The 25,720-nt window shown below is 57.6% G+C and carries 22 protein-coding genes and 1 tRNA gene; 14 read left to right on the forward strand and 9 right to left on the reverse strand.

Features of this window, described 5'->3' with window-relative positions; all coding sequences use genetic code 11:
* Positions 1–55 precede the first annotated feature (55 nt).
* Both CEE69_RS00400 and CEE69_RS00410 read right to left on the reverse strand, forming a co-directional pair.
* Positions 56–322 (reverse strand): hypothetical protein, encoded by a 267-nt coding sequence (locus CEE69_RS00400; protein WP_099258597.1) that lies wholly within the window; start codon positions 320–322, stop codon positions 56–58.
* A 190-nt stretch (positions 323–512) separates the two neighbouring features.
* Positions 513–2,291 (reverse strand): BBP7 family outer membrane beta-barrel protein, encoded by a 1,779-nt coding sequence (locus CEE69_RS00410; protein ID WP_233214455.1) that lies wholly within the window; start codon positions 2,289–2,291, stop codon positions 513–515.
* A 337-nt stretch (positions 2,292–2,628) separates the two neighbouring features.
* Here CEE69_RS00410 and CEE69_RS00420 point away from each other — a divergent pair, with 337 nt between their 5' ends.
* The 3 genes from CEE69_RS00420 (at position 2,629) to CEE69_RS00430 (ending at position 5,650) form a co-directional block, all read left to right on the forward strand.
* The gene (locus tag CEE69_RS00420) at positions 2,629–3,774 is read left to right on the forward strand and encodes a linear amide C-N hydrolase (RefSeq protein ID WP_099258600.1); all 1,146 of its coding nucleotides are present in this window, start codon (positions 2,629–2,631) and stop codon (positions 3,772–3,774) included.
* 316 nt (positions 3,775–4,090) lie between these two features.
* A complete protein-coding gene (locus CEE69_RS00425) occupies positions 4,091–5,095 on the forward strand; it encodes a DUF1559 domain-containing protein (RefSeq protein ID WP_099258601.1) in 1,005 nt (334 codons plus the stop codon).
* Between the two features lie 57 nt (positions 5,096–5,152).
* Complete coding sequence (locus tag CEE69_RS00430) at positions 5,153–5,650, forward strand: carboxypeptidase-like regulatory domain-containing protein (RefSeq protein ID WP_099258602.1); 498 nt, start codon at positions 5,153–5,155, stop codon at positions 5,648–5,650.
* Positions 5,651–6,321: 671 nt separating this feature from the next.
* Here CEE69_RS00430 and hisS read toward each other — a convergent pair.
* Both hisS and CEE69_RS00450 read right to left on the reverse strand, forming a co-directional pair.
* The gene (hisS, locus tag CEE69_RS00445; protein WP_099258603.1) at positions 6,322–7,650 is read right to left on the reverse strand and encodes a histidine--tRNA ligase; all 1,329 of its coding nucleotides are present in this window, start codon (positions 7,648–7,650) and stop codon (positions 6,322–6,324) included.
* Positions 7,651–7,764: 114 nt separating this feature from the next.
* Positions 7,765–8,256 carry a YkgJ family cysteine cluster protein gene (locus tag CEE69_RS00450; RefSeq protein WP_007329341.1) on the reverse strand — a complete coding sequence of 164 codons (492 nt, stop codon included), beginning with the start codon at positions 8,254–8,256 and terminating at the stop codon, positions 7,765–7,767.
* Between the two features lie 65 nt (positions 8,257–8,321).
* On the opposite strand from CEE69_RS00450, the gene CEE69_RS00455 reads away from it, so the two are divergent.
* From CEE69_RS00455 to CEE69_RS00475, 4 genes are all read left to right on the forward strand, one after another.
* Positions 8,322–9,209 (forward strand): formyltetrahydrofolate deformylase, encoded by an 888-nt coding sequence (locus CEE69_RS00455; RefSeq protein WP_099258604.1) that lies wholly within the window; start codon positions 8,322–8,324, stop codon positions 9,207–9,209.
* Between the two features lie 424 nt (positions 9,210–9,633).
* A complete protein-coding gene (locus tag CEE69_RS00460; protein WP_233214457.1) occupies positions 9,634–9,921 on the forward strand; it encodes a hypothetical protein in 288 nt (95 codons plus the stop codon).
* 354 nt (positions 9,922–10,275) lie between these two features.
* Complete coding sequence (gene rpsU / locus CEE69_RS00470) at positions 10,276–10,470, forward strand: 30S ribosomal protein S21 (protein WP_007338941.1); 195 nt, start codon at positions 10,276–10,278, stop codon at positions 10,468–10,470.
* Positions 10,471–10,622: 152 nt separating this feature from the next.
* Positions 10,623–10,696: transfer RNA gene (locus CEE69_RS00475), tRNA-Val, on the forward strand.
* A 426-nt stretch (positions 10,697–11,122) separates the two neighbouring features.
* Here the strand turns inward: CEE69_RS00475 and CEE69_RS00480 are convergent.
* Positions 11,123–11,941: a 3-keto-disaccharide hydrolase gene (locus CEE69_RS00480; RefSeq protein WP_099258606.1), complete on the reverse strand. Its 819-nt coding sequence runs from the start codon at positions 11,939–11,941 to the stop codon at positions 11,123–11,125.
* Between the two features lie 179 nt (positions 11,942–12,120).
* On the opposite strand from CEE69_RS00480, the gene CEE69_RS00485 reads away from it, so the two are divergent.
* The 3 genes from CEE69_RS00485 to CEE69_RS00495 are packed head-to-tail and all read left to right on the forward strand — an operon-like array spanning position 12,121 to position 16,177.
* On the forward strand, positions 12,121–12,447 hold the full coding sequence (locus CEE69_RS00485; RefSeq protein WP_099258607.1) for a DUF6793 family protein: 327 nt from the start codon (positions 12,121–12,123) through the stop codon (positions 12,445–12,447).
* Positions 12,448–12,497: 50 nt separating this feature from the next.
* Entirely contained in the window at positions 12,498–15,254 is a 2,757-nt protein-coding gene (locus tag CEE69_RS00490; protein ID WP_099258608.1) for a hypothetical protein, read from the forward strand.
* Entirely contained in the window at positions 15,251–16,177 is a 927-nt protein-coding gene (locus CEE69_RS00495) for an ABC transporter ATP-binding protein (protein ID WP_099258609.1), read from the forward strand. The genes CEE69_RS00490 and CEE69_RS00495 overlap by 4 nt, the downstream gene beginning before the upstream one ends.
* Positions 16,178–16,291: 114 nt before the next feature.
* Here CEE69_RS00495 and CEE69_RS00500 read toward each other — a convergent pair whose 3' ends face one another.
* The 3 genes from CEE69_RS00500 to dgt form a co-directional block, all read right to left on the reverse strand.
* Entirely contained in the window at positions 16,292–16,621 is a 330-nt protein-coding gene (locus CEE69_RS00500) for a co-chaperone GroES (RefSeq protein WP_007330019.1), read from the reverse strand.
* A gap of 120 nt (positions 16,622–16,741) precedes the next feature.
* On the reverse strand, positions 16,742–17,749 hold the full coding sequence (locus tag CEE69_RS00505) for a PIN/TRAM domain-containing protein (RefSeq protein ID WP_007338937.1): 1,008 nt from the start codon (positions 17,747–17,749) through the stop codon (positions 16,742–16,744).
* Between the two features lie 235 nt (positions 17,750–17,984).
* Entirely contained in the window at positions 17,985–19,127 is a 1,143-nt protein-coding gene (dgt, locus tag CEE69_RS00510; protein WP_008672323.1) for a dGTP triphosphohydrolase, read from the reverse strand.
* 673 nt (positions 19,128–19,800) lie between these two features.
* Here dgt and CEE69_RS00520 point away from each other — a divergent pair.
* Genes CEE69_RS00520 through CEE69_RS00535 form a run of 4 tightly spaced genes read left to right on the forward strand, consistent with a single transcriptional unit; the run spans position 19,801 to position 23,982 of the window.
* Positions 19,801–20,628 carry a glycosyltransferase gene (locus CEE69_RS00520; RefSeq protein WP_199169765.1) on the forward strand — a complete coding sequence of 276 codons (828 nt, stop codon included), beginning with the start codon at positions 19,801–19,803 and terminating at the stop codon, positions 20,626–20,628.
* Positions 20,629–20,631: 3 nt separating this feature from the next.
* The gene (locus CEE69_RS00525; protein WP_099258611.1) at positions 20,632–22,044 is read left to right on the forward strand and encodes an NAD(P)/FAD-dependent oxidoreductase; all 1,413 of its coding nucleotides are present in this window, start codon (positions 20,632–20,634) and stop codon (positions 22,042–22,044) included.
* A 27-nt stretch (positions 22,045–22,071) separates the two neighbouring features.
* Positions 22,072–22,698 carry a molybdenum cofactor guanylyltransferase gene (locus tag CEE69_RS00530; RefSeq protein WP_099258612.1) on the forward strand — a complete coding sequence of 209 codons (627 nt, stop codon included), beginning with the start codon at positions 22,072–22,074 and terminating at the stop codon, positions 22,696–22,698.
* A gap of 6 nt (positions 22,699–22,704) precedes the next feature.
* Entirely contained in the window at positions 22,705–23,982 is a 1,278-nt protein-coding gene (locus CEE69_RS00535; RefSeq protein ID WP_099258613.1) for a molybdopterin molybdotransferase MoeA, read from the forward strand.
* A gap of 89 nt (positions 23,983–24,071) precedes the next feature.
* Here CEE69_RS00535 and CEE69_RS00540 read toward each other — a convergent pair whose 3' ends face one another.
* A complete protein-coding gene (locus CEE69_RS00540; RefSeq protein ID WP_099258614.1) occupies positions 24,072–25,595 on the reverse strand; it encodes an ammonium transporter in 1,524 nt (507 codons plus the stop codon).
* Between the last annotated feature and the right edge of the window lie 125 nt (positions 25,596–25,720).

The following is a 25,720-nucleotide window of genomic DNA, read 5'->3' on the forward strand; positions in this document are numbered from 1 at the left end:
CCAGACGAGTTCACAACGGGTCGGCGAGCGAGATTCTTCGATCGAATTCAACCGATCATTTGAATTCGTCTTCGAACGCGGCAAAGTCGTCGCCGCCCTCGGCCGCGAATTCTCCACCGCCGAAGTCATCGCCTTCACCAGGAACGGCTTCGAATGCGTCGCCTTCGACGACCTCGATGTCTTCGCCGTCCGCCATCATCTCTTCCTCACCGGCGGGCACAACCGCGGCGGCAGGTCGAGGCTTGCGGTTTTTGAATCCGACCACGATCACTGCCAGAATCATCGTGAGCAAGAAAACGACCCAGCAAATGAAATAGATCATGGGAGACAGGTCAGCCGCAAAAAGTGGGGATCGTGGAGCGAATTGAGAAAGTTGCCCCACATCCTAATTACCACCGGTCATGTCGGCAAATTTGGCTCCAGCAATTGCTCGGAGCCCCGTTTCCCGCGTCATTCCGTGAACGATCCGCCGGATCATCGATCCTGCCTCGGACCCCAGGTTGGGGTTCCGATCAGTGGATGTAGCTCAGGCCGAAGTGGATGCCCTGCACGTAGAAAGTGCTATCTCGCATCGCCGGCGATGGCAGAACATTGTTGGTGTCGTTGATCCTTCGATCAAAGATGCCCGAGACCTGGATGGCGTCGGTCATGGCCATCAGGTGGTAGCCGATCGTGACGTCAAAGTTGCTGAATCGGTGCCAACCCAAGTTGACGTCCAACTCAGGAACCCAGCCGAACGTGTCGCTGGTGAAGGTGCCTTCGTTGGTGTCCGGGTCGACAAACAAACCGCCATCCTGAGGTGTGTCAGGCGGTCCAACCGTCGTGCTGCCCTGACGATCCGCCGTGCGTCGAACGTTCCCGAACGCGGCCTTGGCCAACCAATTGAAACTCCAGCAGCCTTCACGGTAGCGACCGGCCAAACCGAACTGGGCTCCGTGAAATTCGTTGGTCGCTTCGAAGGAATCACGAATCGAGATGTAGTTGCCCGCATCGGTTCCTTCGGTCAGCGTTGAGCTGGACGAAATGTTCAAACCCTCGGACAATCGCATGTATTGGTACCCATACAGCACGTCGAACGTGGTGCCCAAACCGCCTCGCCAGAATTGACGAACCGAAATGTCACCGCCGTACAGTTCGCTGTAGGCATCCACACCGACGGCACCAAAGCGACCATTGATCGCGGGGTCCGCGGGAGCGTTGGGGAACACGACCACATTGGAATCTTCCGCGTCAGTTGCGACGTTGAAAAACGGAATCGCGAGGACGTCGAAGGTTCGTTGGTCGGCACCGAAGCTGTATTTTTCATCGCCAGCGACCCAGCCTCGAAAGACAAGGCTGCGGCATTGATGGTTGTCCAACCACAGGCCCAGCGTCAAACGTCCGCCAACCGTGGAGTCTTTCAAAACAGAATCGTTGCCGGCCAGAACCGTGCCGGTGTCCAGCGACCCGGTGTCCGGTGCCGTGTCGGTTGTGACCAAGGGTGGCAATCGATCGCCTTTGCGGAACATGATCATCAGCTCGGCCGAACCAAACCAACGATTCGGGTCGACACAGATCGCGCCGCAGGGACCGCTGGAGGGTCCGCACATCCCGTCGCATCCGCCATAGCCGCAACTGTCGCAACCATACGAATCCAGTCCGCAACCAGGACCTTCCAGCCCACAGCCGACGTCGAAACCACAACCACATCCTTCGATTCCGCAGCCGGGACCTTCCATGCCACATCCGGGCCCCTGGAAGCTGGTTGGCGTGCTCGAACCGATGATGGTCTCACCCACAAAAGTCGGCTGTTCCATCATCGTGACGGTGCCGGAAGTCTTTCGCAGCACACGTCCGCGATGGCTCGATCCGGTGGACTGAATGATTCGAGCCCCTCCCATCAAAGCGCCATTGGCACTTGAGTTGGGATGAACCGACATGGCTGAAACCGGCCGGACGATTTGGGCGTTGGATGGTTGCGAGTTTGCCCCCGCGACTTCGCCGAGTGCTCGCAATTGCAAACCGCCGGGCGCGTCCACGACCTGCAGGCCGTCACCTTCCGCGTCGGAGGCGACTTCCATGTCGTCGTAGATGACTTCGTCGATCTGAATGCGGCTGAGCTGAGGCGAGTCGTCGGGATACAGTTCCCAATCGCCGGTCGTTTCAGCGGCACTTCCGGGTGCTTGATACGTTCCGCGGTCCGGTTTTTTGACACGGACCTGAGCCGCCAATGGCGAGCACGCCAGGCATGTCACGAGGACGACACAGCTTTTCGCAAACCGGGGAAGTCGGCGCCAGATCAAAGAGTTCATGGGGTGTTTCGCTTGGATTCAATCGTCGGGGGTTGTCGAATCGAAGTGGCCGGCCGGCTCGGAGCGTGCTACTTGCACGTCTCGTCGCGCAACACCGGGTGCCACGTGAACTGGTATCGGATGCGACGATCGTGACGGTTGAGCCGTTTTGGCAAACTTTGACGGTTAGGCCACAACTGCGGCCGATCCGCAGTTTCACGCGAGCAACTTTTCACCGAACAACCCCCGTTCATTCCAGCGAAAAACGCCCCGTCTCCGCTCGACGATTTTGCTACCATGAATTCGCGGACCTCGCGTCCGCCCTCTTCACGCCCATTCACTGCCGGAGTCCACCGATATGTGTTCGCGTCAAAAATGCCGTTCGGTCAATCAGTTTCAATCGCTCGCCGAATTGGGATTGATCGCCGTGGTCGCGGCGATGGGTCTTTTGACCGTCTCGGTCCAGCCCGCGTCCGCGTGCACCGTGATGCGAATGACGATTCACGGCCAATTGGTCATCGCTCGCAATCATGATTGGCCGTTCGGCGAAGCGATGGTTATCACCAATCATCGCGGCATCGAAAAGACGTCGCTGGCGCCCATCAAACCTGCCACCTGGGTTTCGAAATACGGCAGCGTTTCGTTTTGCCAATTCGGCCGAGAAATTCCATTTGCTGGGATGAACGAGAAGGGCCTGACGGTCGATTTGCTTCGTTTGCCGCAAACGACGTTTCCCGATCCTGTCGACGTGGAAGCGGACCCAAAGCTCACCGCGGTCAACGCGATTCAATGGGTTCAGTACCAACTCGACACCGCTGAAACCGTCGCGGAGGTGGTCGACAGTCTCTCAACCGTCGTGCCGATCCCAATGCTTCCGATGGTCGAAACCGTTCATTACTTCGTCACCGATGCGACAGGCGATGTCGCTGTGGTCGAATTCCTCGATGGCAAAGCGGTGGTGCGTCACGGCGACGACTATCGCTTGGACGATGGAAAACCAAAGACTCACGCGTGCGTGCTGGCGAATTCATCTTGGCAAGATTCGCAAACCGAACAAATCAACGACGGAAGTCTGCTGCGCTACGGTCGCGGCGTTCGCTTGGTCGAGATGGCTGGCAACCTGGACGGTGAGACGGTGCCCGTCGACTACGCCAACCGCTGTTTGCAGATGGTCGCTCAAGGCCGTCTGACTCAGTGGAACCTCGTCTATCTACCGGAGGAAAGGCGAATTCACTTTCGCACCCAGAACTCGCTGAAACAAAGATGGATCGACCTGGACGACTTGTCCTTTGGCTCTGAGCAGACTCCGCAAGCGATCGACATAGATCAAAACATCGATGGCAACGTGGCGACTCACATGAAAGCGGTCACCGACGCGGACAACGAACGAATTGTGAACCATGCGTTTGACCATTTCATCCCAGCTGGTCTGCCCAGCCTGATGATCAAACAGCTCCTTTTGGATTACCCCAACAAGCTTCGCGTGCCTCAAACAGCACCCTGAAACTCAGTTTCGCATTAGGAAACAAAGTTTCCTGAAAAATTCTTCAGACGGGGCGAAACCCCTCCTCAGTACCGGCCGTTTCTTTTATGAAGCTTAGCCCTACCTTAACAGGACCCGAAAGCGTCGCCCACGCACGCAATCTGGCAGCCGATTTCCGGTGATTTGATGCTCGATCTGGTTCATCAAACCTTCACTTTGAACGTCGGTGTTTCTTCACAGTCCTTTTCTACAGTCCCGCCCAAATCTTCAACGGCGGCTCATCAGCGAACTCGCTTCCCGTCGTTGCCCACCTCACAAATTTCGCTGGAAGTAACGAATGACCTCCCTGACGACCCAATCGAGTCGCCGATCCCCAGCCCAGACGTGCACGAACCAAACTCCCGCCCGCCAAACCACATCCACCCGCGGATTCACGCTGGTTGAACTGTTGGTTGTGATCGCCATCATCGGCGTCTTGGTCGGCCTGCTTCTGCCAGCGGTCCAGTCCGCTCGCGAAGCCGCACGCCGCATGCAATGCGGTAACAACCTCAAACAAATTGGCTTGGGACTTCACGTTTACCACGACACGTTCAACAAGTTCCCTTACGGCTGGGATAACCGCGGCATGACCTGGAGCGGACACATCTTGCCTCAGATCGAACAAGCCAACCTGTACCAGACCCTGATCTTCCAAGAGTCAGGCCTGGGCAACTGGGGTACTGATGACGGCCCCAACGAAGAGGCCTGCGAAACGGTCATCCCGACCTACCGTTGCCCCAGCATGGCGCTGCCATTGCACATGGATTACAACGGAATCCCACAACGCGTGCCCGCCAGTTACCGCGGCGTTGCCGGAACCTTGGCAACCTCCGATGACACCAGCACCGCGCTGCCCGACACGATTTCATTGGAAAGCTTGGACCAAGACGGCATCTTCTACGCCTGCAGCAAAACCAAGTTCCGTGACATCCTGGACGGAACGTCCAACACGATCATGATCGGCGAAAGCTACAACAATCCGAAGTTCGTCAAAGACGGACAAGGCATGGACTACTGGTACATCGGTGCTCCTCAAACCGACCCTTGCCGTTGCGATGGCGGAACCGGCGGAACCGAATTCTCAGAAGTTGCTGGTGTCACGATCACTCCTGTCAACGCGATCAAACGAGCTCCCTTGATGAGCGGTCGATTGATGGAACTGGCGTTCGGAAGCTACCACGTCGGCGGAGCTCATTTCTTGAAGTGCGATGGCTCGGTTACTTTCCTGACCGAATCGCTTGCAGAAGACGTCTACGACGCTCTCGGATCGCGTGACGGCGGTGAGATCCCATCGGAACTCTGATCCGTGAAACGGACTCACCCATCCCCACCACACTTCTTTGAAACCTCCTCGATGATTATGAAATCAACAATCACTTCCGCGGCAACTCTGGCATGGACCAGTTGCCTCGCACTTGCCTTGGCAACCAGCGCCGGTTGCGGATCGGGTGACGGAGCGGATTATGCCTCGATCGGATTGGTTCCGATCACCGGCACAGTCACTTTGGACGGGCAACCTCTTGAAGGCGCCGTCGTGATGTTCGAAGCACCGGACACAACGTTCTGCTACGGCACCACCGACGCAGAAGGCCACTACGAGCTCAAGTTCAACAGCGAAGTGATGGGCGTTCCTCCGGGAGAGAAAGTCGTGCGAATCAGCACCACCGCCTCGACCGGTGAAGTCGACACGGAAGGTGCCGACGATGATGACGACGCCGTCGCACGACGCAAAAAGAAACGCGATCCAAACGAGCAGGTCCCAGAGGCCTACAACGAAGATTCGCAAATCAAAGCCACCGTCAGCGACAGCCAAACGGTCTACGACTTCGCACTGAAATCCGACGGCTCACCGCTTTAAGGTCCACGTGACGTAGCGGAAGGGCGCGAGCCCTCCGGTTCCTCACCGGGCGGCTTGCGCCACACCGCTAACATCGCCACTTGTTGTTCACGCGTTGCTAAAGATTCGCTCAGCCAGTCTCCTGCAGATTAACGGGCAGTTGATTTAGTCGTATACCGAAAGACAACAATTAGCCGATGGGCGTCAGCCCCGGTTGGCGTCTGATAACCGCCGCTAACGCGGTACGGCTCATTGAATTAACCTCAAAAGCAACGGGTGCTTCCCATTGGGAAAGCACCCGTTTTTCGTGCGCCGAAATGATTCGACGTCGTTCTAGGCTGCCAAATGCTTGGATTCGAAACGGCTTTGAACTGCCCAGGTTTTGTCCCACGACTTCGCCCCAACGGGGCAGCCCTATGCCAGCCCAGGGCAACGCCCTGGGTTGTGGTGGGACCAAGATTGCAAAGCCCCAACGGGGGCGGTCCTAGCGGGTTATGGGGAATCTTTCTTAGGGCCGCCCCGTTGGGGCTCGCGTTGGGGCCTCCGTAACGAAACCCCAGGCGATGCCTGGGGCTATCTTAGAACCGCCCCGTTGGGGCGTAGGACAAAACGAAAGTTAACGTCGCATGCTCTGTGTCAACCCTCAAGTTTTAGCGGCCCAACGTTGTCCTGATTGACCGTGCAAAAGCGGCCTACGAAGTTGCCGCTCGGATCGCTTCGATCAACGCGTGCGGCGAATCATGCGAGTACGCCACGTCTTGCGACTCTTTTGTTGCCAGCGTTTTGACTTGCACTGTGCCGGCTTCCCATTCGTTGCCGCCCGCGATGAGAGCGACGGCGAAACCTTGCGAGTCGGCGTACTTGAGCTGTTGGCCGAGCTTCTTGGGTTCCGGATAAACTTCGGTGCCAATCCCAGCATCGCGAAGCTGCGAGGCCAACTTCAAATAGTCGTCCCGGTGTCCCTTGTCGAAGAACGGAACGAACACCGCACAGGGTTTGCTGACACCCGACAATCGACCGAGGCTTTCCAGTGCGGCGAGCAATCGATCCAGTCCGAGCGACGCACCAATGCCCGGCAGATGTTGCTTGGTGTACAGCCCCGCCAAGTTGTCGTAGCGGCCGCCGCTGCAAACGCTGCCGATGCCGGGCAATTCGTCCAGCGTCGTTTCAAAGATGACTCCGGTGTAGTAATCCAACCCGCGAGCGATCGAGACATCGATCTTCAAACGGTCCGGGCTGACTCCGGATGCCAAGGCACCACGATAAATTTGGGTCAAACGTTCGATGCCTGCCGCGGCGGTTTCATTGCCACCGGTGATCTCGGGCAGCGATGCCAAGATTGACTCCGCGTCGCCGTCACACTCTGCCAATCGCAACACCGCATCGGCTTGCTCGGCCGTCACGCCCGCGGATTCGACCATCTCATTGGCCGTTTTTTCGCGGCCGATCTTTCCGAGCTTGTCGAGACTTCGCAGCACCGGTGTCGTCTTGTCGGCCAATCCCAACGATTCCAACAACCCGGTCAAGATCGCTCGGTTGTTGATGCTGATCGTGAACGCGTCGATCCCGATCGCTCGCAACAACGCGTCGATCACGCAAACCGCTTCGATGTCCGCCAGTTCCGACGTGGTGCCGATCGTGTCGAAGTCACACTGCACAAATTCGCGGTAACGGCCTTCTTGTGGTTTCTCACCACGCCATACCGGAGCGATGTGATAACGCTTGAACGGGGTTCCCAACGTGCCGATGTGCTGAGCCGCGAATCGAGCCAATGGCACCGTCAGGTCAAACCGCATGCCGACGGGTCGCCCGCCGTTGTCTTCAAACGAGTAAAGCTGACGGTCGGTTTCGTCGCTGCCTTTGCCGGTCAAGATTTCCAGGTGTTCGAGTGTCGGTGTGTCGATCGGTGCAAACCCAAAACTGCGGAACACTTCGCGAGCGGTTTGCATCAATTTTTCCCGCGGAATCATCGCGGCGGGCAAGTAGTCGCGGAATCCCTTCAGCGTGCGAGGTTGGATCATGGAGGTCGGTGAGGGGTGAATGGGAAGAAGGAAAGTGGAGGGTGTGAGTCGTAGCGGAAGTCGCCAAGACTTTCGGTTGGCATCCAAATTTGCCGAAACTCTTGACGAGTTCCGCTACCCAACGACCGGGAGTCCCGTCGGACGTCGACTGCGGATCGAGTCGATGTCCCGGTCGGCTCCTTCGGGGAACTGCGGCCCGAACAAAGCGTCCGCGTACTCGTCAATCTGCTCAGGCGTTTCGAAGTACTTCTCGTAGCACCAATCGTCCTCGAACTCACACTCCTTCGTCGTGTACTCACGACAAATTTGAGGCCGGGTTTCGTAGATGCCGCACCGATGGTCGTCCTGTAGATGTTTGCAAGTCGTGTGAACGAGCAAATACCAAGTGTCTTCGTCGACAAACACGGTGGCTCGATCGTGCAGCAGATACCACCGCATGAAGTCAAAATCTTTTCGTGTCACCGGTTCGTCGATCGGCAGCGCAAAGTACTTGCAGCACTTGGCCGTGCAGTGATCACACAGATTCGCGTCGGCGGGAAAGTCCGATCGACGACGGCCATTGACCGAGGGCGGCGTGGCGACAGGCAACTTGGATGCGGTGGGCATGATTGGGTCGAATGTGATAATTTGCGAATTCGTCGGGCCAACAGTTTCCTCGCAAAAGCCTCCACATGGAAGTCGTCATCACCGCCCTTGGTCCGGATCACTCCGGTTTGGCAGATCCGATCATTCACCACGTCACCGCACGCGGGGCTCGGATTTCCGAAATCCAGATGTACGACCACGACGAGGAAGAATTGTTCGCGATGCTCTGCCGGCTGCAATTCGATGCGGGTGCCGATCCAGCAGAACTGCTGGGGCAATTGAAGGACGAGATGAAGCAGATCGGCGAGCACACTGGCTTGTCGATCCGGGCCTGGAGCCCCGATGCTCGTGCGAGCCAGCCTCGATTGGCGGTTGCGTGCACCTACGTCGAACACACTCCGCGAGCGGTATTGGAAGCTGTTTCCTCAGGCCAAATCGCCGCGGAAGTGCCCGTGATCATCTCCAACCGGAAGAAGTTGGGGTTTCTGGCCGACGAGTTTGACTGCGATTTCCGGATGATCGGCGACGGCACCGGAGCGGTCGATGACGCTGCCTTGCTGGCCACGCTGGATGAATACGACATCGATTATTTGATTCTGGCTCGCTACATGCGAATCCTTCCCGCCGACGCTTGCTGGCAATTCGCGGGCGGCCGAATCATCAACTTGCATCATGGATTGCTGCCAGGCTTCCCTGGATTCCGCCCGTACCATGATGCCCACAACGTCCGAATGCTGACGTTTGGTGCGACGTGCCACTTCATCATTCCAGAGCTCGACGCGGGAAACCAAACGATCAACCAGCGGACGTTTTCTGTCGCGCCGGGCACTCCTTTGGATGCAATCATCGCTCAGGGCGAATCCGAAAACGAACCCGCGTGCCTGGTCGAAGGCGTGCGGCGAGTGGTCGATCGCGAAGTCCACCTGCACTTCCACCGCGTTGTGCCCCGCAAAGATCTCGCCGGCACCAAATGACCCCATCAGCCAACGGCCGGTATGCCCGGTTCTCAACACACAGAAACCGGTGCTAACGCACGGCGGCTAATGGATTCAGTTGTCACGCCCCATCAACTGCATTTCGGACGAACTTGCAAATTTCCCTTCAGTCACGGCGTTTCGTCCAACAACGGGCTCAATCCGTCTGACCGACCGGAATCGCTCCCCCCGTCTAATCGCGCAAGTCTGCCGCAACGTGCGCAATGGGAATGAATTTCAATCTGGTTGGCCGCACGACCGGACCTGAACCAGATCGCCCCGAAGATTCTCCGCGCTGCGCGTCGATACCGTCGGCGTCTGATGCACGCAGTGACCGGATGGCCTCTCTCCCTGAGGAAATTTGTTACGTCGAGGCGGCGTGACACCATCGGCAGCAGACCTCCCGCTGGACGAAAGGATGTTGATGATCGGGTATTCCCTCGAAACGATCGATTTGCCGCTACTGCGTCGCCAAGTCGAAGACAAGCTGTGCGAACTGGGACACCTCGAGCCCCATCAGTTCCCGCTGACTCAGCGCGAAGTGGTGCGGCGAGGAGCGACCTGCGGGCTCTACTTCTGCCTGCATGGTCCTCGGAGTGTGAAGCTCACCGCGATCGCCGACCTCAAAACTCAATCGCTCGTCTATTACGGCGTCGACGGGGTTCGCTGCGAAACAGTTCCGATGGAAAACCTCACGCGGGCCGCCGCCTGAACCCGATAGATCAACTTTCTGCGAGTCATCTGCGGCGGTGAATCCGGCGTGGGACGGCCACTTCGATCGCATCTTCACGGATGATCCAACGGCGTTTCGACGATGTCAAAACGCCCAAGTTCACACGCGAGGAAAACATCCGTTTTGGATCAAGATTGAAAGCGGCGTTTTCACCACAAAACGACTGTATTTTCCGTTTCCTCGGTTGTGGGGGGCGGTGTTAGGTCGTTATGATTCGCGGCCTTCACCGCGACGGGTTTGGCTTTTGCTGCGCTCGACCGCGACATTTCATTCCTCGACTTGGAGGATTTGGACCATGCAAACGATTGATTTGAAAGGGTTTACGGAGCGGCAATGGTAAAGTTATTGGTGCGTGATCGGGAAACGATTCAGGAGGCAGTCCGCCGGTTTAGAAAATTGGTTGAGCGAAGCGGTATCAAGAAAGAAATGCGTCGCCGCGAATTCTACGAAAAGCCGAGCGAAACCAATCGCCGCGCCCGCCTGCGTGCTGAACGCCGCAACAAACGCACCCGCATGTTGTCCCGCTGATCGGTGATTGCACGACCACTTTGATCGTGCGAATCAGACCATCAGCCCCAAGTCGTTCCGTTTCGATGAAGCGGAACTTGCCAAAACGGCACAGCTCAGGTCTCCGAAGAATGGACCGAGCAAACAACCCGAAAAGTCAATGACTTTTCAAAGGGCGATTAGCTCAGTTGGCTAGAGCGCCTCGTTTACACCGAGGATGTCGGGGGTTCGAGTCCCTCATCGCCCATCAAGCTCCGCTTTCCAGCGGGGCTTTTTTCATGCGCCGACAGTGCCCGCCTCCTCCATAAGGTGCCACCGACCATTTGCAGGCCAGGTCCCACCTGGCACGGGTGACTGGCCGATCAAATCCCCATGTCGATGCCACGTGGAATGGCGCAGACGCCTCGCTTTGTTCCAAAGCATTGCCGTGGTTGCCAGGTGAAACCTGGCCTACATCTGTGCCGGTGTCGTCAGGCCCCGGAACGCACAACTGCCCGGAACAGCCCAAAACCCCGACGGGGCGACACTTCTCACCTACCCAAGGATCGAGTGAGTAAGTCCGCGTAACCTTCGAGCCCTCAGTGCTCTTCGTGGTAAGCATCCGGTGCACTAGCGGTGGGTGACACCGCTCCCTTGGATCGTGCCATCGAGGTGCTTCGGCAACACCGTTTCCCTACCGCGACCGTGCCGCCTCTAGCATCGCCTGCACACGCTGCTGCTCCTTGGCCAATGCTCCCGGCGGGATCGACATGGGTTCAAAATCAGGCGATGGATTGAGCGGCTCGTCACTTGGGATCTCTCGCAAACGCAGATTGCGGTACCAAACCGGCTGACCGTGATCCTGCAGCCACAGCTCGCCACCGCGACCCGTGAGATCACCGCCTCGGATTGTCAGAAGCTTCACCATCTCAGCCCACTTTGGATCGGTGTAGTCAAAGTCCAGAACCTTTTGACCGTTGAGCCAATGCTGAATCACTGTTCCTTTGCAGACCACTCTTCCGGAATTCCATTCGCCCACCGGACGCGTTGCATCTTTCGACGGAGCCATGCAAAAGAACAACGAAGCCGCAGATTGCCGCGGGTTTTCTCCGTACGGACTGCTCACGTTGTCGAGCACTTGATATTCGACTTGCCCCGGCCGGTAGTAGACGCCGCTGTTGCAACCCTTGGACACCTTCCATTCGAACCGAAGCTCAAAGTCATCCGGAACAAGCTTGCGTTTGTACGTCAGTGGCCCACCGCCAGCGGCGCGAAAAAACGCCCCGTCTTCGAGACGCCAATTGCCACCGTGCTCCCAGCCGTCAAAGGATTTGCCATCAAACAGCTCGACAAAATCTGTAGCAACGCCGGATTGCTCGACAGAAGGAACAGCCTCCGCAGCGGCCCCAACGTTGTCTGCGGCATTCACAAGGCAGCACGCCAGAACGCTCGCGGAACCCAACACGGCACCGATCAAATGAAATTCCCGACCGGACAGACACCAGCACTTCATCGCAAAACCTTGGCTACAAAGGGAGATTCCAATACGGCGCCCACTCTATCAGCCCTCAGCGGTGACGAGAAGCAAAACGCCTCAAGGACCTACAGCCCGGTCGCGACGTGGATTAGGATGTAGGACCAGCAAGCGCATGCTGCGTCGCGGCTCTTCTTCCTCCAACGAACGTTTCCACCATGCCTTTGTTTGAAATCGAAACGGACGCCCACATCATCATCACTTGGGCCGAAAACGAAGACGACGCTCGCGAAGTCGTCGACGACGCCTACCCCGAAGATGAGCTGATGCGTTTGACGAAACGCCCTCGCGATTCTTGGGTGATCAGCAAAGGTGCGCTTGGTCTGACCGATCGCACACTCGATCCGTGCATGACCGCTCGCGAATGCCTCAGCAAATCGGCCGGCGACAAGGTCAACGCGATTCGTTTGTACCGAATGGAAACCGGTTGCGACCTCGATCAAGCACGCATCGCGATCGAATCGAATATGGTAATGGGATGGTAGTGGACGCCGCCAAGTCCTCACCGCATCCATTGCTTCACGATTGAGAACCCATGATGAAATCAGCGTCGCCCCCTAACCCATGGCTGTGGTTTGCGTGGTTGATGCTTGTTCCATTGCTGGTTGGATGCGATGGATGTCGCCCCACAGAAGACGCTGACCTAAAGGATGAACTCGCGGAGCAAAAGCTACCGCCATTCACGATCAACTCAGCCAAAGCGTTTCCAGCAACCCGCCCCGATGCGGGAACGAAGGGAGCCATCGACGGAACGATCAAACCGGGGCACTGGTTCTCAGCGGGCGTTGCCTTGAAGAGCAACCGCGAAGATGAACGCGGTGCCATCCTGACCGAGACCAAGATCACTCGTCCGGCCAACGCGTTCACCGACGAAGTCGAGCGTTCCGAAATGGACGCACGAATTGCCGACGCGTCCGCTCGAACGGTGGGCAAGTCCTTTCGCGTTCGCCGACCAGCCGTTCTGCCCAAAGGCCAACGCCGCGAATTGGAAACCCGCACCTTGGCGTCGGAAGCCGGCGGCAAAATGATTGAAGGCCTCGAGTTCGACGGCGACTTCGTCTCGTCGCGAACCGGTGCCTCCGTCCCTTTGCAACCCAGCAAATTCGCGGCTTTACAACCGCAGTCGTTCTTCTTCGTCGTGCTCACGGAACGATCGGAACGATTCACTCGCTTGCAAACTTCGGACTGGGTCGAGCCTCTGCGGTCGAGCGAGGATTTCTATCGACCGAGAGAGAACTACCGCGTCATCATCCCGCCTACGCTAGGTGTCCTGCCGCTATCGGAAACGATGCTGGACTGGACCTCCACCGCGGTCCTGTTCTGGGACGACCTGACATCATCCGCCCTAACACCTGGCCAGCGAAGTGCAATCGTGGATTGGGTGCACTTTGGCGGCACGCTGATCGTCAACGGCCCGTCCGGAACGGATGCGATTGAAGACGCGACTCTCAAGTCCTTACTGCCGATCCAGCCGGACGGGAATCAGGAAATCAACGGCGACGATGCGATCGCCTTCTTGAAATCTCACATGGTTCAATCGGACGAATCACTCCCCGCCATCGAAGCGAGACTGAACGACAACATCACCGTGTCGGTCGCCGGCCAACCGGCCGAGGATGCGACCTCACTGGGCGATGGAGACCTTGTCTACCAACGCCGAATTGGACGCGGTCGAATCGTGCACAGCCGCGTGGACCTGCTGAATGAATGGATGACCGCCTGGAAATCCTACGACAGCTTCTTCAATAGTGCGGTGCTCGCTCGACCGCCGCGAAAATTCCGCAAAGTGGAAGCGTATCGCTCGCTCGGTCTGCAATCGCCCTCAGCCTCCCAAAACGCCGAGACGGTTTCCGAAGAAGAGATTGCCAAAATGCTGGAACAACCCTCGGTCGAACAAGCCCTTGTGGGCATGACGATCGAAGACGCACCGCCGTCGATCAATTCCGGATTCCGACTGTTCGCCCGCGACATGCGATTGGGCAATCTGCCGAACGCTGCGGATGCGGAAGCGACCGATGACAACGCCATCGGATCAGGACTTCAATCGCAGAACAGTGCGAATCACGGACGCGCCCGCAACGACTATCGAAACCGATTGGACGACGAAGTCTTGCAACACCCGGTCAGCGGAGTGGGCGGCTGGAAAGACGACAGCGCCATCATGATGTCGTTTCGCAATTCGCTTCAAGAACGAATCGGAGTCACGATTCCCGACTCGTCATTGGTTGTGAAGAGCTTGATGATCTACTTGATCGTTCTCATTCCACTCAATTACGCCGTGTTCCGCTGGATGGGACGTCTGGAGTGGGCTTGGTTGGCGATGATTCCCATCGCTTTGATCGGAGCTTTCATGGTCGCGCGTGCGGCACAACTCGACATGGGGTTCGCTCGAAGCCGCAATGAACTGGCGCTGCTGGAAATCCCACGTGACCACGATCGTGGACACCTCACGCGTGCGATCGCTCTCTACAATTCACTCGCCAGCAACTACTCCGTCCAATTCGACAACCCCGACGCCGCGATCACGATGCTGACGTCACGGAGGACGGACTCTCGCAATGAAACCATGTTTGGCTCCGATGGCCTGACATTGCAACTTGGTTTTGACGCAGGCCCGCGACTGGATGGGATCGCGGTTGGCAGTAACTCTTTTGGTTCGGTTCACGTGGAGCAAATGGTTTCGGTCGGCGGACAGCTGTCGCTTTCGAAAGACGGAAGCACGCTTCGCAACGATTCCAATTTGGATCTGACGGATGTCTATGTCATCCGGCAACCGCTCGCAGGTAGCGGATCCTCGACGACCGAAATTGCGGTGCTGGGTGGAGTAGCACCCGGCGAGAACCCGACGGTGTCTTACCAGCCAGCGGAACAAGTCCGAGTCCCCAGCGACGTTGACTCAGGAGTTCGGCTGTGCATGCAGCGGATTCTTGCCAGCTCTTACCTCCAGCCTGGCACAACGAGGTTGCTGGCACGGCTCACCAGAATCCCACCCGATCAAACCGACGCGGACGAAACCTCCGCCTGGGGCGGATTGGAAATCGCACCGAATTGCAGCCAAGTCGAAGCCGACACGATCGTGCTGGCTCACCTGGAATACCCGTCATTGCACGAGCCTCAACCTGACGTGAACCTGACGGACGACTTCCGAAGTCGCACGACCAAATTAGAGGAAGAACGAAAACGGGAGCGGGAGCGGCAAAGCAAGGCGAAACAAGCGGAAGCGGACGAAGCCGAGCCGACGGAAGAGGAAGACACCACCGAAGAATCCGACACCTCGAAGGAAACGCCATGATCACCCTGGAAGGCTTTGGCAAAGACTACGGTGAGTTCACCGCGGTCGAGTCGATCGACTTGCAAATCGACGCCGGAGAAACGTTCGGCTTCATCGGTCCCAATGGTGCTGGCAAGAGCACCACGATTCGTTTCCTGGCAACGCTGCTGCGCGCGACCCGCGGACGCGGCGAAGTCGCCGGGTGCGACGTGATGAACGATCCGATGGGTGTCCGCCGTGCGATCGGCTACATGCCGGACAACTTCGGTGTTTACGACGGAATGCGAGTCTGGGAGTTCCTGGACTTCTTCGCCGTCGCCTATGGCATCGCTCGATCGCAGCGGGGCCCGATCATCGACAACGTGCTCGAGCTGCTGGACTTGGGTCACAAACGAGACGACTTCGTCAACGGTTTGTCGCGAGGGATGAAGCAACGCTTGTGCCTGGCCAAAACGCTCGTGCACGATCCTCCGGTGTTGATCCTCGACGAACCGGCCAGCGGCCTGGACCCTCGAGCTCGAGTGGAAGTCAAAGCGTTGCTGAAAGAACTACGCCGGATGGGCAAGACCATCCTGATCAGCAGCCACATCCTGACTGAGCTGGCCGATTGCTGCACATCGATCGGAATCATCGAGCGTGGCCAACTGCTGATGAGCGGCCCGATCGACCAGGTGTATCGCAAGATCCGGCGAAACCGCACGATCGAAATCGCATTCACCGAAAACGCCGAGGCGGGAATCTCCATCCTCCGCAGCAGTCCCGCTTTACGCGATTTGGAACTGCGTCCCGACCGAGTGATCGCGGAACTGGAAACCGATGACGCGGGCTTGTCGACGTTGCTCAATCACTTGATTGCGCAGGGTGTTCAAATGCGATCGTTCTACGACCGCGATCCGACGCTGGAGGACGTCTTCATGAGCGTCACCGAAGGACTGGTCTCGTAGGTCCGGTTTTCACCGGACGCCACCAACGTCTAGGGCTGCTCCCAACACGAACGCGCAAACTGCCACCGGCACTCGGCTAGCTCGAGCCGTTGGCACCTGTCTCAATTCAGCCGTTCACTCTTCCGGAGCTTCTCGACGGAAGACAGCGACGATGTCATCGACCGGCACAACGAACAGTTGGTTGTCGTGTTCCAAGTCCACCGGGATCGCATTCTTTGGGTGGAACAGAATCTTGTCGTACTGACGCAGCGGCAACTCTTCATCGTTTTCGACCACGGCACTGATCGTCACGATCCGGCCCGTGATGGTCGGAATCTCGGCTGCATCAGGCAGAGCGATTCCGCCACGCGTTTCTCGCTTGGGTTCGTCCTTGCGAACCAAAACGCGATCGCCGATCGGTTCGACGTATTCGAATACTTTCGGCGCGGTTTTCTTTTTGGCCATGTCTTGTTTCTTTGGTGCACATTCAGATGAAGCGTCCGGGGGGACTCAAACGGAATCCCCAAGACATCCCGCGAAACGTCGCAGGGATGTCCGAGTCGGGTGGGTCAATCGAACAGGACCCTAGCGACCGTCCACTTTTGAGAAAATCATTTTGCCAGCGTTGGTTTGCAGCGTGCTGGTCACACGCACGTCGATCTCTTGCCCGATTTTGTGGCGGCCTCCTTCGACAACAACCATCGTGCCATCGTCGAGATAGCCAATGCCTTGTTCGGGGCCTTCGCCGGGTTTGATGATTCGCAATCGGAACGATTCATCTGGCAAGAAGACTGGCCGCAACGAATTGCTGATCTCGTTGAGATTGATCACCGGAACACCTTGGACCTTGGCAACCTTGTTCAGGTTGTAGTCGCCGGTGACGACTTTGCCTTCCAAGTGCTTGGCCAACAACACCAACTTCAGGTCGACCGTTTGGCCAGCCAATTCAGGCAGCTCACGGTCAAAGATCTGCAAGTCAACGTTCTCGTCCGCACGCAGCCGGTTCAGCACGTCCAAACCACGGCGTCCTCGCGTGCGACGCAATTTGTCACTGCTGTCAGCGATCGCTTGCAGTTCGCTCAGGGCAAACCGCGGCATGATCAATTGGTTGTCGAAAACTCCCGTCGCGACCAAGTCCGCGATCCGGCCATCGATGACGACGCTGGTGTCCAGAACCAAGGGCTTGAACCCTTTGACTTCACGAACAAATTCCACGTACGGAATGAGGAACCGAAAGTCATCCTTGGTCTGCAGCAGAACGGACGTACAGACATAACACAGCACCAAACCGACGACCAATTGGAAGACCCGCAGGTTACTGGTCATCTCGATCAGCGGTGCCGCCGCAATCGTCAGAATGAAAGTCAGCAGGACCCCGATCAGCACCCCGAAATACACCGAGGTGATTGTGTCGATCCGTTTCCGCGGCACGTAGATATCCAGCACCACGATCGCCACAGCCAGCCCCATGATGGCGACAAACGTCAACCACGGAACCGCCTCTGACCCGCCGCTAGGCAGGGAGGTGTTGATGATCGCTGAAACGCCTCCGGCGCACAGCAAAAAGATGAATCGCAGGACAATCAGTGCCATGGTGGGTGCGGCGTTGGTCAAAACGCCGCTTCAGCAAATACGGGGATGAAAAGAGGGAGGCTCCAGTGTAGATGGTACCGCTGGAACGCCCAGGGGGTTCGCCTGTGCAGGAGAACCCTAGGTTAACGGTTGCCACAAATCGATTGAGTGGGTCCACGGGAGACAAATTGTCCGACCGGATCCAGAGAACTCGAGCTCTCCCGACGGACCAGAAGCGTGCTCAGCACTGATTTACTCACCAATCCGACAGCGGCCCATTCTTGGACTGCCGCAGGACGGAAAACTGTTGGTCACAGAACCGGTCCGTCATTCCCGCCAAGTACTCGCCCACCACCCGGGCTTTCGGCCGGTGCTCGAGTCGACGCCGGAACCGCATGGGCAACCGATCAGGGTTTTGGTGCAAAGCCTCAAACAGCGTCCGAACACGATTCGCGGCTGCTTCCCGGACCGGCATCAACCGATCATGCCGGTAGACGGCCTCGAACAAGAAACTCTCCAACTCGGCTCGCTCCGACGCCATCGTCTGCGAATGCCCGACTCGAATCCCAGCCTGACAGGCGGCATCGGCTGACAAACCGTCCGCGTCCTGCATTCGCTCGATCGAAATGTGAAGCAAGTCGCCGACCTGCAAATCGATCAGCTCGTGAACCAACAATTGACGCAGCGGCCCAACCGGCAACTCACCCGCCTTTTCGCGAACACGTTCCAACGTCCGGCGGATGATCGCCAGCTCGGACAAAGCATCGATCGACAACAATCCCATTTGCAGTGCGTCATCGATATCGTGAGCGTCGTAGGCGATCGAATCTGCCGCGTCGACAATCTGGACCTCCAACAACGGTGCATGCCCCACGGCGGCTTCGGCCTTGTGTGCCCGGGTGTCTTGGCCGGCCAAAGTCTCCTGCGACAGGTTCAAACCGGGAAACGCGTGGTATCGCTGTTCGAGTTCTTGAACGATCGTCAGAGCGAATTGGTTGTGCGAGAAACCTCCGACCGATTGCATGCACTCCGAGAGAACGTCCTCTCCGCAGTGACCAAAAGGCGGATGCCCGATGTCGTGCATCAACGCGAGAGCCTCGGTGAGGTCTTCGTTGAGCCGGAGGACTCGGGCCAGCGTCCGGGCGACCGAGGCGACTTCAAACGTGTGAGTCAATCGAGTCCGGTGATACGTGCCCATCTCGCCGGTGAACACTTGCATCTTCCCTGAAAGCCGCCGAAACGCACTGCTGTGCAAGATCCGGTCTCGGTCGCGGCCGTAGGGGCCGCGATAAGCGTGAGGTTGCTCGGGGTGCACTCGCCCCGCCGTGTCAGAGCTGTGCATGGCGTAGGACGCCAGCAACAAGTGTTCGCGATCGGCGTAACGGCGAAGATCGATCATCGGACCGGCTAGAGACATGAGTCGTCGTTCCATCAATGCCGACCGACGCCGGCGTTCTAGTTTTGTCAGCGAGTAATTTCAGTGGTCAGTAGAAAGCGGACTCTCGAGCGACACCTCCACCATCAGATGCCAAGCAATGGCAGATTCCGTCTCTACCCTCCTAACATGCAGCACGATTCGCGCCGCGACGACACTTTGCGTCGCATTCACGCGACGAATCTCAAATCCGTCCCCATCCAAACGATGAAGGAGCGGGCTCGAAACAGCCATCCTCAGCCGTCCGGCAGCCATTATTCAACTCAATGGCTTCTGCCGGGTGGCCTGCGGCCAGTTCAGAGTAGCTTTCATGGCGCCATTCTCCCATAGCATCTGAGCCCGCGGGCACTGGCACGACGAGCCATTTTGGCATGCAGCTTCCCAACCGCGTCATTTTTTACCGATTTTTGCCTCCAAACGGCTTTCCACCCAAATTCAGCGGTGAATTGCCCACGAAAATCACGTGAAAGCCTCCTCCCCGGCGGGCGGGGGGACATGCGCCCAACGAATTGGTTGCCGAAACCGAACATCGGAATAGACTGAGCCCGCCGAATCGGTGCGGTCCCTACAAACGGTTCTCGCGTCTTTTTCCGACCCATCACTACGATCGGCCCTCCACCCCACCTTGATTAGCAGCATGACTGACCCAGTAATCGGCTCCGAATCGCCCGTCCCCGCCGCTTCGGCGACCACCACCGCCCCGATCACCAACCGATTCCGCCCGGCCAAAGTCATCATGGCCCTCCCGGCGTACAACGAAGAGCAATCGTTGCCGGAATTGTTGGAACGAATCGGCGAAGCTTTCGCGGACAGCGGTCTGCCATACGAAGTCGTCATCGTCGACGATGGCAGCAAAGACGACACGGCCAAAATCGCTTCGCAGATGTCTTTCCAAATGCCAATCCATTTGGTGCGGCACGAAGTCAACCAAGGACTCGGCGTCACCATCCGCGACGGCTTGAAAGAGGCGGTCGACCGCGCCGGCGAACGCGACATCATTGTTACGATGGATGCCGACAACACGCATCCACCCGGATTGATCAACCGAATGGTCCAATCGGTCCACGAAGGATGCGACTGTGTGATCGCCTCGCGATTCCAAAACGGTGCCCGAGTCGTTGGCGTGCCGATCGAGCGTCACTTCCTCAGTATCGGGGCACGCTTCCTGTTCACCGTGTTGTTCCCAACGCGTGGCGTTCGCGATTACACGTCGGGATATCGAGCCTATCGTGCATCAGCGCTGCGAGACGCCTTTGATCATTACGGTGATGACTTCGTTGGCGAGACCGGCTTCTCCTGCATGGCCGACATTTTGCTGAAGCTTCGCAAACAAGGATGCGTGTTCGGCGAATCGCCACTGCGTCTGCGTTATGACCAAAAGGGCGGCGACAGCAAAATGCAAGTCTTCAAAACCATCTGGCTGACACTGAAGATGCTCGGTCGCCACCGAGTCCAAGGAGCCTGATTGATGTCGGTTGCCTCCCCGCCTGATTCGACATCCGATTCCGCCTCCGCCGCCAATCCAAACACCGCAAACGATGGAACGCCCAGCACCAACTGGCTGGTCATCGGTGGTGGTGTCATGGGATTGCAGGTCGCTCGTGACCTGATCGATCGAGGCCAAAAAGTCACGATCGCCGAAGCCGCACCAACATTCGGTGGCTTAACGAGTGCATGGAGTCTCGGCGATGTGGTTTGGGATCGCTTCTACCACGTGACGTTGCTTAGCGACACGAAACTGCGAGACCTTCTGACCGACCTCGGTTTGGAATCGCAAATGGATTGGGTCGAAACCAAAACCGGTTTCTACTCGGGCGGCCAACTGATCTCGATGAGCAACACGGCGGAGTTCCTGAAATTCCCGCCGCTGAATCTGATTCAGAAACTGCGACTCGGCGGAACGATCTTCTACGCCTCCAAGATCAAAAACTGGCGTCGGCTCGAAAAACTGTCGGTTGAAAAGTGGTTGCGTCGTTGGTCGGGCAAAGGCGTCTTTGAAAAAATCTGGCAGCCGCTCCTGCAAGCCAAACTCGGCGAAGCCTACAAGCAAACCTCCGCCGCGTTCATCTGGGCCCACACTGCTCGCATGTACAAAGCCCGCCGCAGCGGCATGAAGACGGAGATGTTTGGCTACGTGCCCGGCGGCTATGCGACGATTCTGGATAAGTGGGTTGGATGGCTGAAAGATCGCGGGGCTCGAACGCTCACGTCGTCTCCGGCACGCCAAGTCCGCAAGCTCGATAGCGGTCAATTCGAAGTGGACTTCGGTGACGGTCGAATTGAAAAATTCGACAACGTTGTTTCTACCATCGCGTCGCCGGTGATCGCCGACACGGTGCCGCAACTTTCCGACGAAGAGAAAAAACGACATCGCGGGATTCGATACCTCGGCGTCGTCTGCGCTTCGATGCTGATGAAGAAACCAATCAGCGAGTACTACGTCACCAACATCACCGACACCTGGGTCCCGCTGACCGCTGTGATCGAGATGTCGACGATCGTGAATTCGGAAAAGCAATTGGGTGGCAATCACTTGGTCTATCTGCCCAAGTACTTGCCGGATGATCACGAGGGCCTGAACGAATCCGACGAAGACTACAAAGAGAAATGTTTGTCGACGCTCGAGAAAATGTACGACCATTTCTCGCGTGATCAGGTCATCGATTTCAAGATCGCTCGTGCCAAGTACGTCGCGGCTCTCGCCACGATTGATTACTCAACACGATTGCCTGACATTGTGACCAGCGTCCCTGGCTTTTACGCTTTGAACTCCGCTCACATCGTCAAAGGCAATTTGAACGTCAACGAGACGATCACTTTGGGCGAAGAAAAGTTCACCGAAGAAGTCTGGCCCGACTACCAACGACGTGTCGCAACATAAAACGCGTCGCAAAAGAAGCTGACCGCCATGCCCCACGCCGCTCTACCTCGATTGCTCGGCGTGTTGCTCGCCGGCGGGCTCTCATCACGAATGGGAACGCCGAAGGCATTGTTGCCACATCCAAATGGCGGCACGTTTCTAACGCACAGCCTCAACCGCCTGCAGTCGGTCTGCGCCGACGATGTCGTCGTCAACTTGGCTTCCCAAGCCGATCGAGACCCATTCCGGTTGCCAGCATCGGTCGCTTCAATATCGGATTCGCTGCCTGCCTTGGGACCAGCGATGGGAGTATGCGTCGGCATGCTGCACGCCGAATCAAACGGCTACCAAGGATGCTTGTTCACCCCGGTGGATTTGCCCGACTTGTTGGCCGGTGATTTGACAAGCTTGATCAATACCTGGCGTGAACAGCCGACGAAGATTTTACTTGCCCGGCAAACCGATCCCGAACGCCTGCAACCTCTGGTCGGAATCTATCCGGTTGGATATCTGGATCAAATCCAAGGCGTTGTTGAGTCAAAGCATCGCAGCCTGTATCGGTTCCTACAATCGACCGACCATCGAACCGTCGATCTTCCAGCATCACGCCTTCGCAACGTCAACACGCCAGCGGATCGAGACGCATCCGTCGACCGCAATCTCCCCTCTGAATAAATCCCCATGAAGGCCACTCGCCATTTCGCGTTCGACTCACCCGAAGAAGCCATCGATGCACTGGCCCTGCGACTCGGGACAACCGGCGTCCAACGCGTCGAGATTGGCGAACACAGTCCATCCCAAACGCTTCATCGCCGAGTTCTCGCCGCGCCAATTCACGCCGACCGCGACAGCCCCGCGGCGGACGTGTCGGCGATGGATGGATACGCGATTCGTGAATCGGACTTGTTGAAAGAAGGACCGATCGCAGTGACCGGCGAAAGCGTCCCCGGTTCACCTCCACCGCCCGCATCCGACACCGGTGTCATTCGAATTTTCACCGGAGCGATCATTCCGGATGGTTGCGACCGGGTGATCCATCGAGAACACACCGATGAAACCACGGGGGCTTCAATGCCCGATTCCAGTTCGCTCGGCCAAATCCAGTGGACAGACAAAGCCAAGTCGATCCCATCGGGAGCCAATATTCGACGCCAGGGAGAAAACCTTTCTGCGGGCTCGACCGCGGTCAAGGCAGGCTTGGAATTGACCTCTCCGCGGCTCGCTGCGTTGACCAACTTTGGCATTCAACAAGTCGACCTCCACACGCCTGTTCGTGTCGCGGTGTTGACGACCGGAGATGAATTGGCATCCGCCACAAACTCGGATCAATCGCCATTGCCGCCCTGGAAGATTCGAAACAGCAACGCGTCGGCGTTGCTCGGATTGCTGACCAACCAACCTTGGATTGAGTGTGCGTCTCCGATGCACGCAATTGACGAACCCGCCGCACTTCTGACCGCGGTGCAGCATGCCATCGAGCATCATGACGTGGTGCTGATGACCGGCGGAGTTTCGATGGGCGACTACGACTACGTGCCTCGAATCTTGCGAGAAGCCGGCGCGGAGATCGTCTTTCACAAACTTCCGCTGCGACCTGGCAAACCGATCTTGGGCGCCGTTCACCAAAGCGAATCCAAATCAACGCTGATCCTGGGACTGCCCGGTAACCCGGTCAGTGCAACGATGGGAGCCCGCCGATTCGCGATGCCACTGATTCGCAAATTGGCCGGCATGACAAACTGGGAGGAGTTTGCTCCGCTGGTGATGCTGGGAGAGGTCAGCGAGAAAACACTGCCGTTGTACTGGCTGCGAGGCGTCCGAATGACCCAGCCTGGCCTTGCGGCATTGGTGATCGGCAAAGGCTCGGGCGATGTCGCCACACTCGCCGGGACTGACGGCTTCATCGAGATGCCACCGCATGCCGATTCCGCCGGACCGTGGCCATACTTCGCTTGGTAAGCAAAGCTCTTCAACCCCCTCCCGACCAACAAAAAACGCCCGAACATCGAAATGCTCGGGCGTTTTGAATTTAGTCGTCGCACGATGAATCAGGCGAACTGATAGCCTTCTTCGCCGTGGTCCGAAATATCCAAACCACGTTGCTCGCTTTCAGCAGGAACTCGCAAACCGATGAAGATGTCGATCAGCTTGAGAAGAATCAAACTTCCCAATCCAGCGAACACGTAAGTGACCAACACGGCAACGATTTGGCCAATAACCAACGTGAAGTCGCCACCCGATTCAATCAATCCGATCGGCACGCCGTCACTGACGTCCCATGCCGCACGAGTCGCGAAAACACCGGTCAGGATCGCACCGAGTGTTCCGCCGACTCCGTGGACACCAAACGCATCCAACGCATCGTCGTAGCGAAGCTTGTGCTTCAGCGTCGAACAGGCCCAGTAGCAAATGCCACCGGCCAAAGCGCCCATTATCAAAGCCGGCATTGGCTGCACAAATCCAGCGGCGGGAGTGATGCAAACCAATCCGGCAACCGCACCACTGCTGGCACCGAGAACCGTCGGTTTGCCAAGGACCAACCACTCGAGCATCACCCAAGCAACCGCCCCGGCCGCAGCTGAAAAGTGCGTCACTGCGAAAGCGCTGGCGGTCAAATCGTCCGATGCGAGTTCGCTGCCCGCGTTGAAACCGAACCATCCGACCCACAGCATCGCGGCACCAAGTGCCGTGTAGGTCAGGTTGTGCGGCTGCAAAGGTTCGCGTGGGTAACCCATCCGAGGACCGATCAGCAGCGCCGCGACCAAAGCCGAGATACCACTGCTGATGTGAACAACCGTTCCGCCCGCGAAGTCGAGTGCTCCACCAGCCAAGGCTTTGTCACCCGCGAAGTACGAAAGTGGTCCTTCGTCCCAAACCCAGTGGGTCAGCGGGCAATAGATGAACGTGCCCCAGAGGATCGAAAAGACCACCATCGCACTGAACTTCATCCGTTCAGCAAACGCACCACAGATCAGAGCCGGTGTGATGATGAAGAACATGCCTTGGAACAACATGTGAGTCATTCGGGTCATGGATCCTTCCATCGGTGTGACGGCCGCACCAAGGTCGTCGTCCCAGTACCGCTGCACGCCTTCCATGAACAAGTAATCAAAGTTGCCGAACCAACCACCGGCGCCACCAAACGCGAATGAGTATCCGTAAAGCGCCCAAAGCACCGTCATCATTCCCATCAAGAAGATGCACTGCATCATCACGCTGAGAACGTTTTTGCGACGGACCAAACCGCCGTAAAACATTGCCAGACCCGGGGCGGTCATGAACAACACCAACGCACAGCAAACCAGCATCCATCCGTTGTGGCCGGCCAGCAAAGCCTCATCGACTCCGGCTTGCAGACTTTCCAGCGTCGGAGCTTCGGACTCTTCAGCGGCGTCCGATTCCTCGGCAGAAGCTGTCGGCTCAACCGGTTCAGTCTCGGGTGTCGAGCTTTCTGGCGAAGTGGATTCCACCACGTCGTCCTGGGCGATCACGCTCGAAACCGGCGGGCCGACCAGCGGCACTCCGAGAATGCACGTGAGCAAACAAACAACAACCAACGTGCGTGACAACATTCCGGGGAGTCTCCAGTGACAAGTCGATGGGGATGATGGACCATGAGACGCCGTTTTCACGTCAATGCGACCTGTGGGAAGGGTCAACGGTTCGCATCGCAGCGAGTTCACTCCCCCGAAGGAAG

The sequence above is a fragment of the Rhodopirellula bahusiensis genome (assembly GCF_002727185.1).
Lineage (GTDB): Bacteria > Planctomycetota > Planctomycetia > Pirellulales > Pirellulaceae > Rhodopirellula > Rhodopirellula bahusiensis.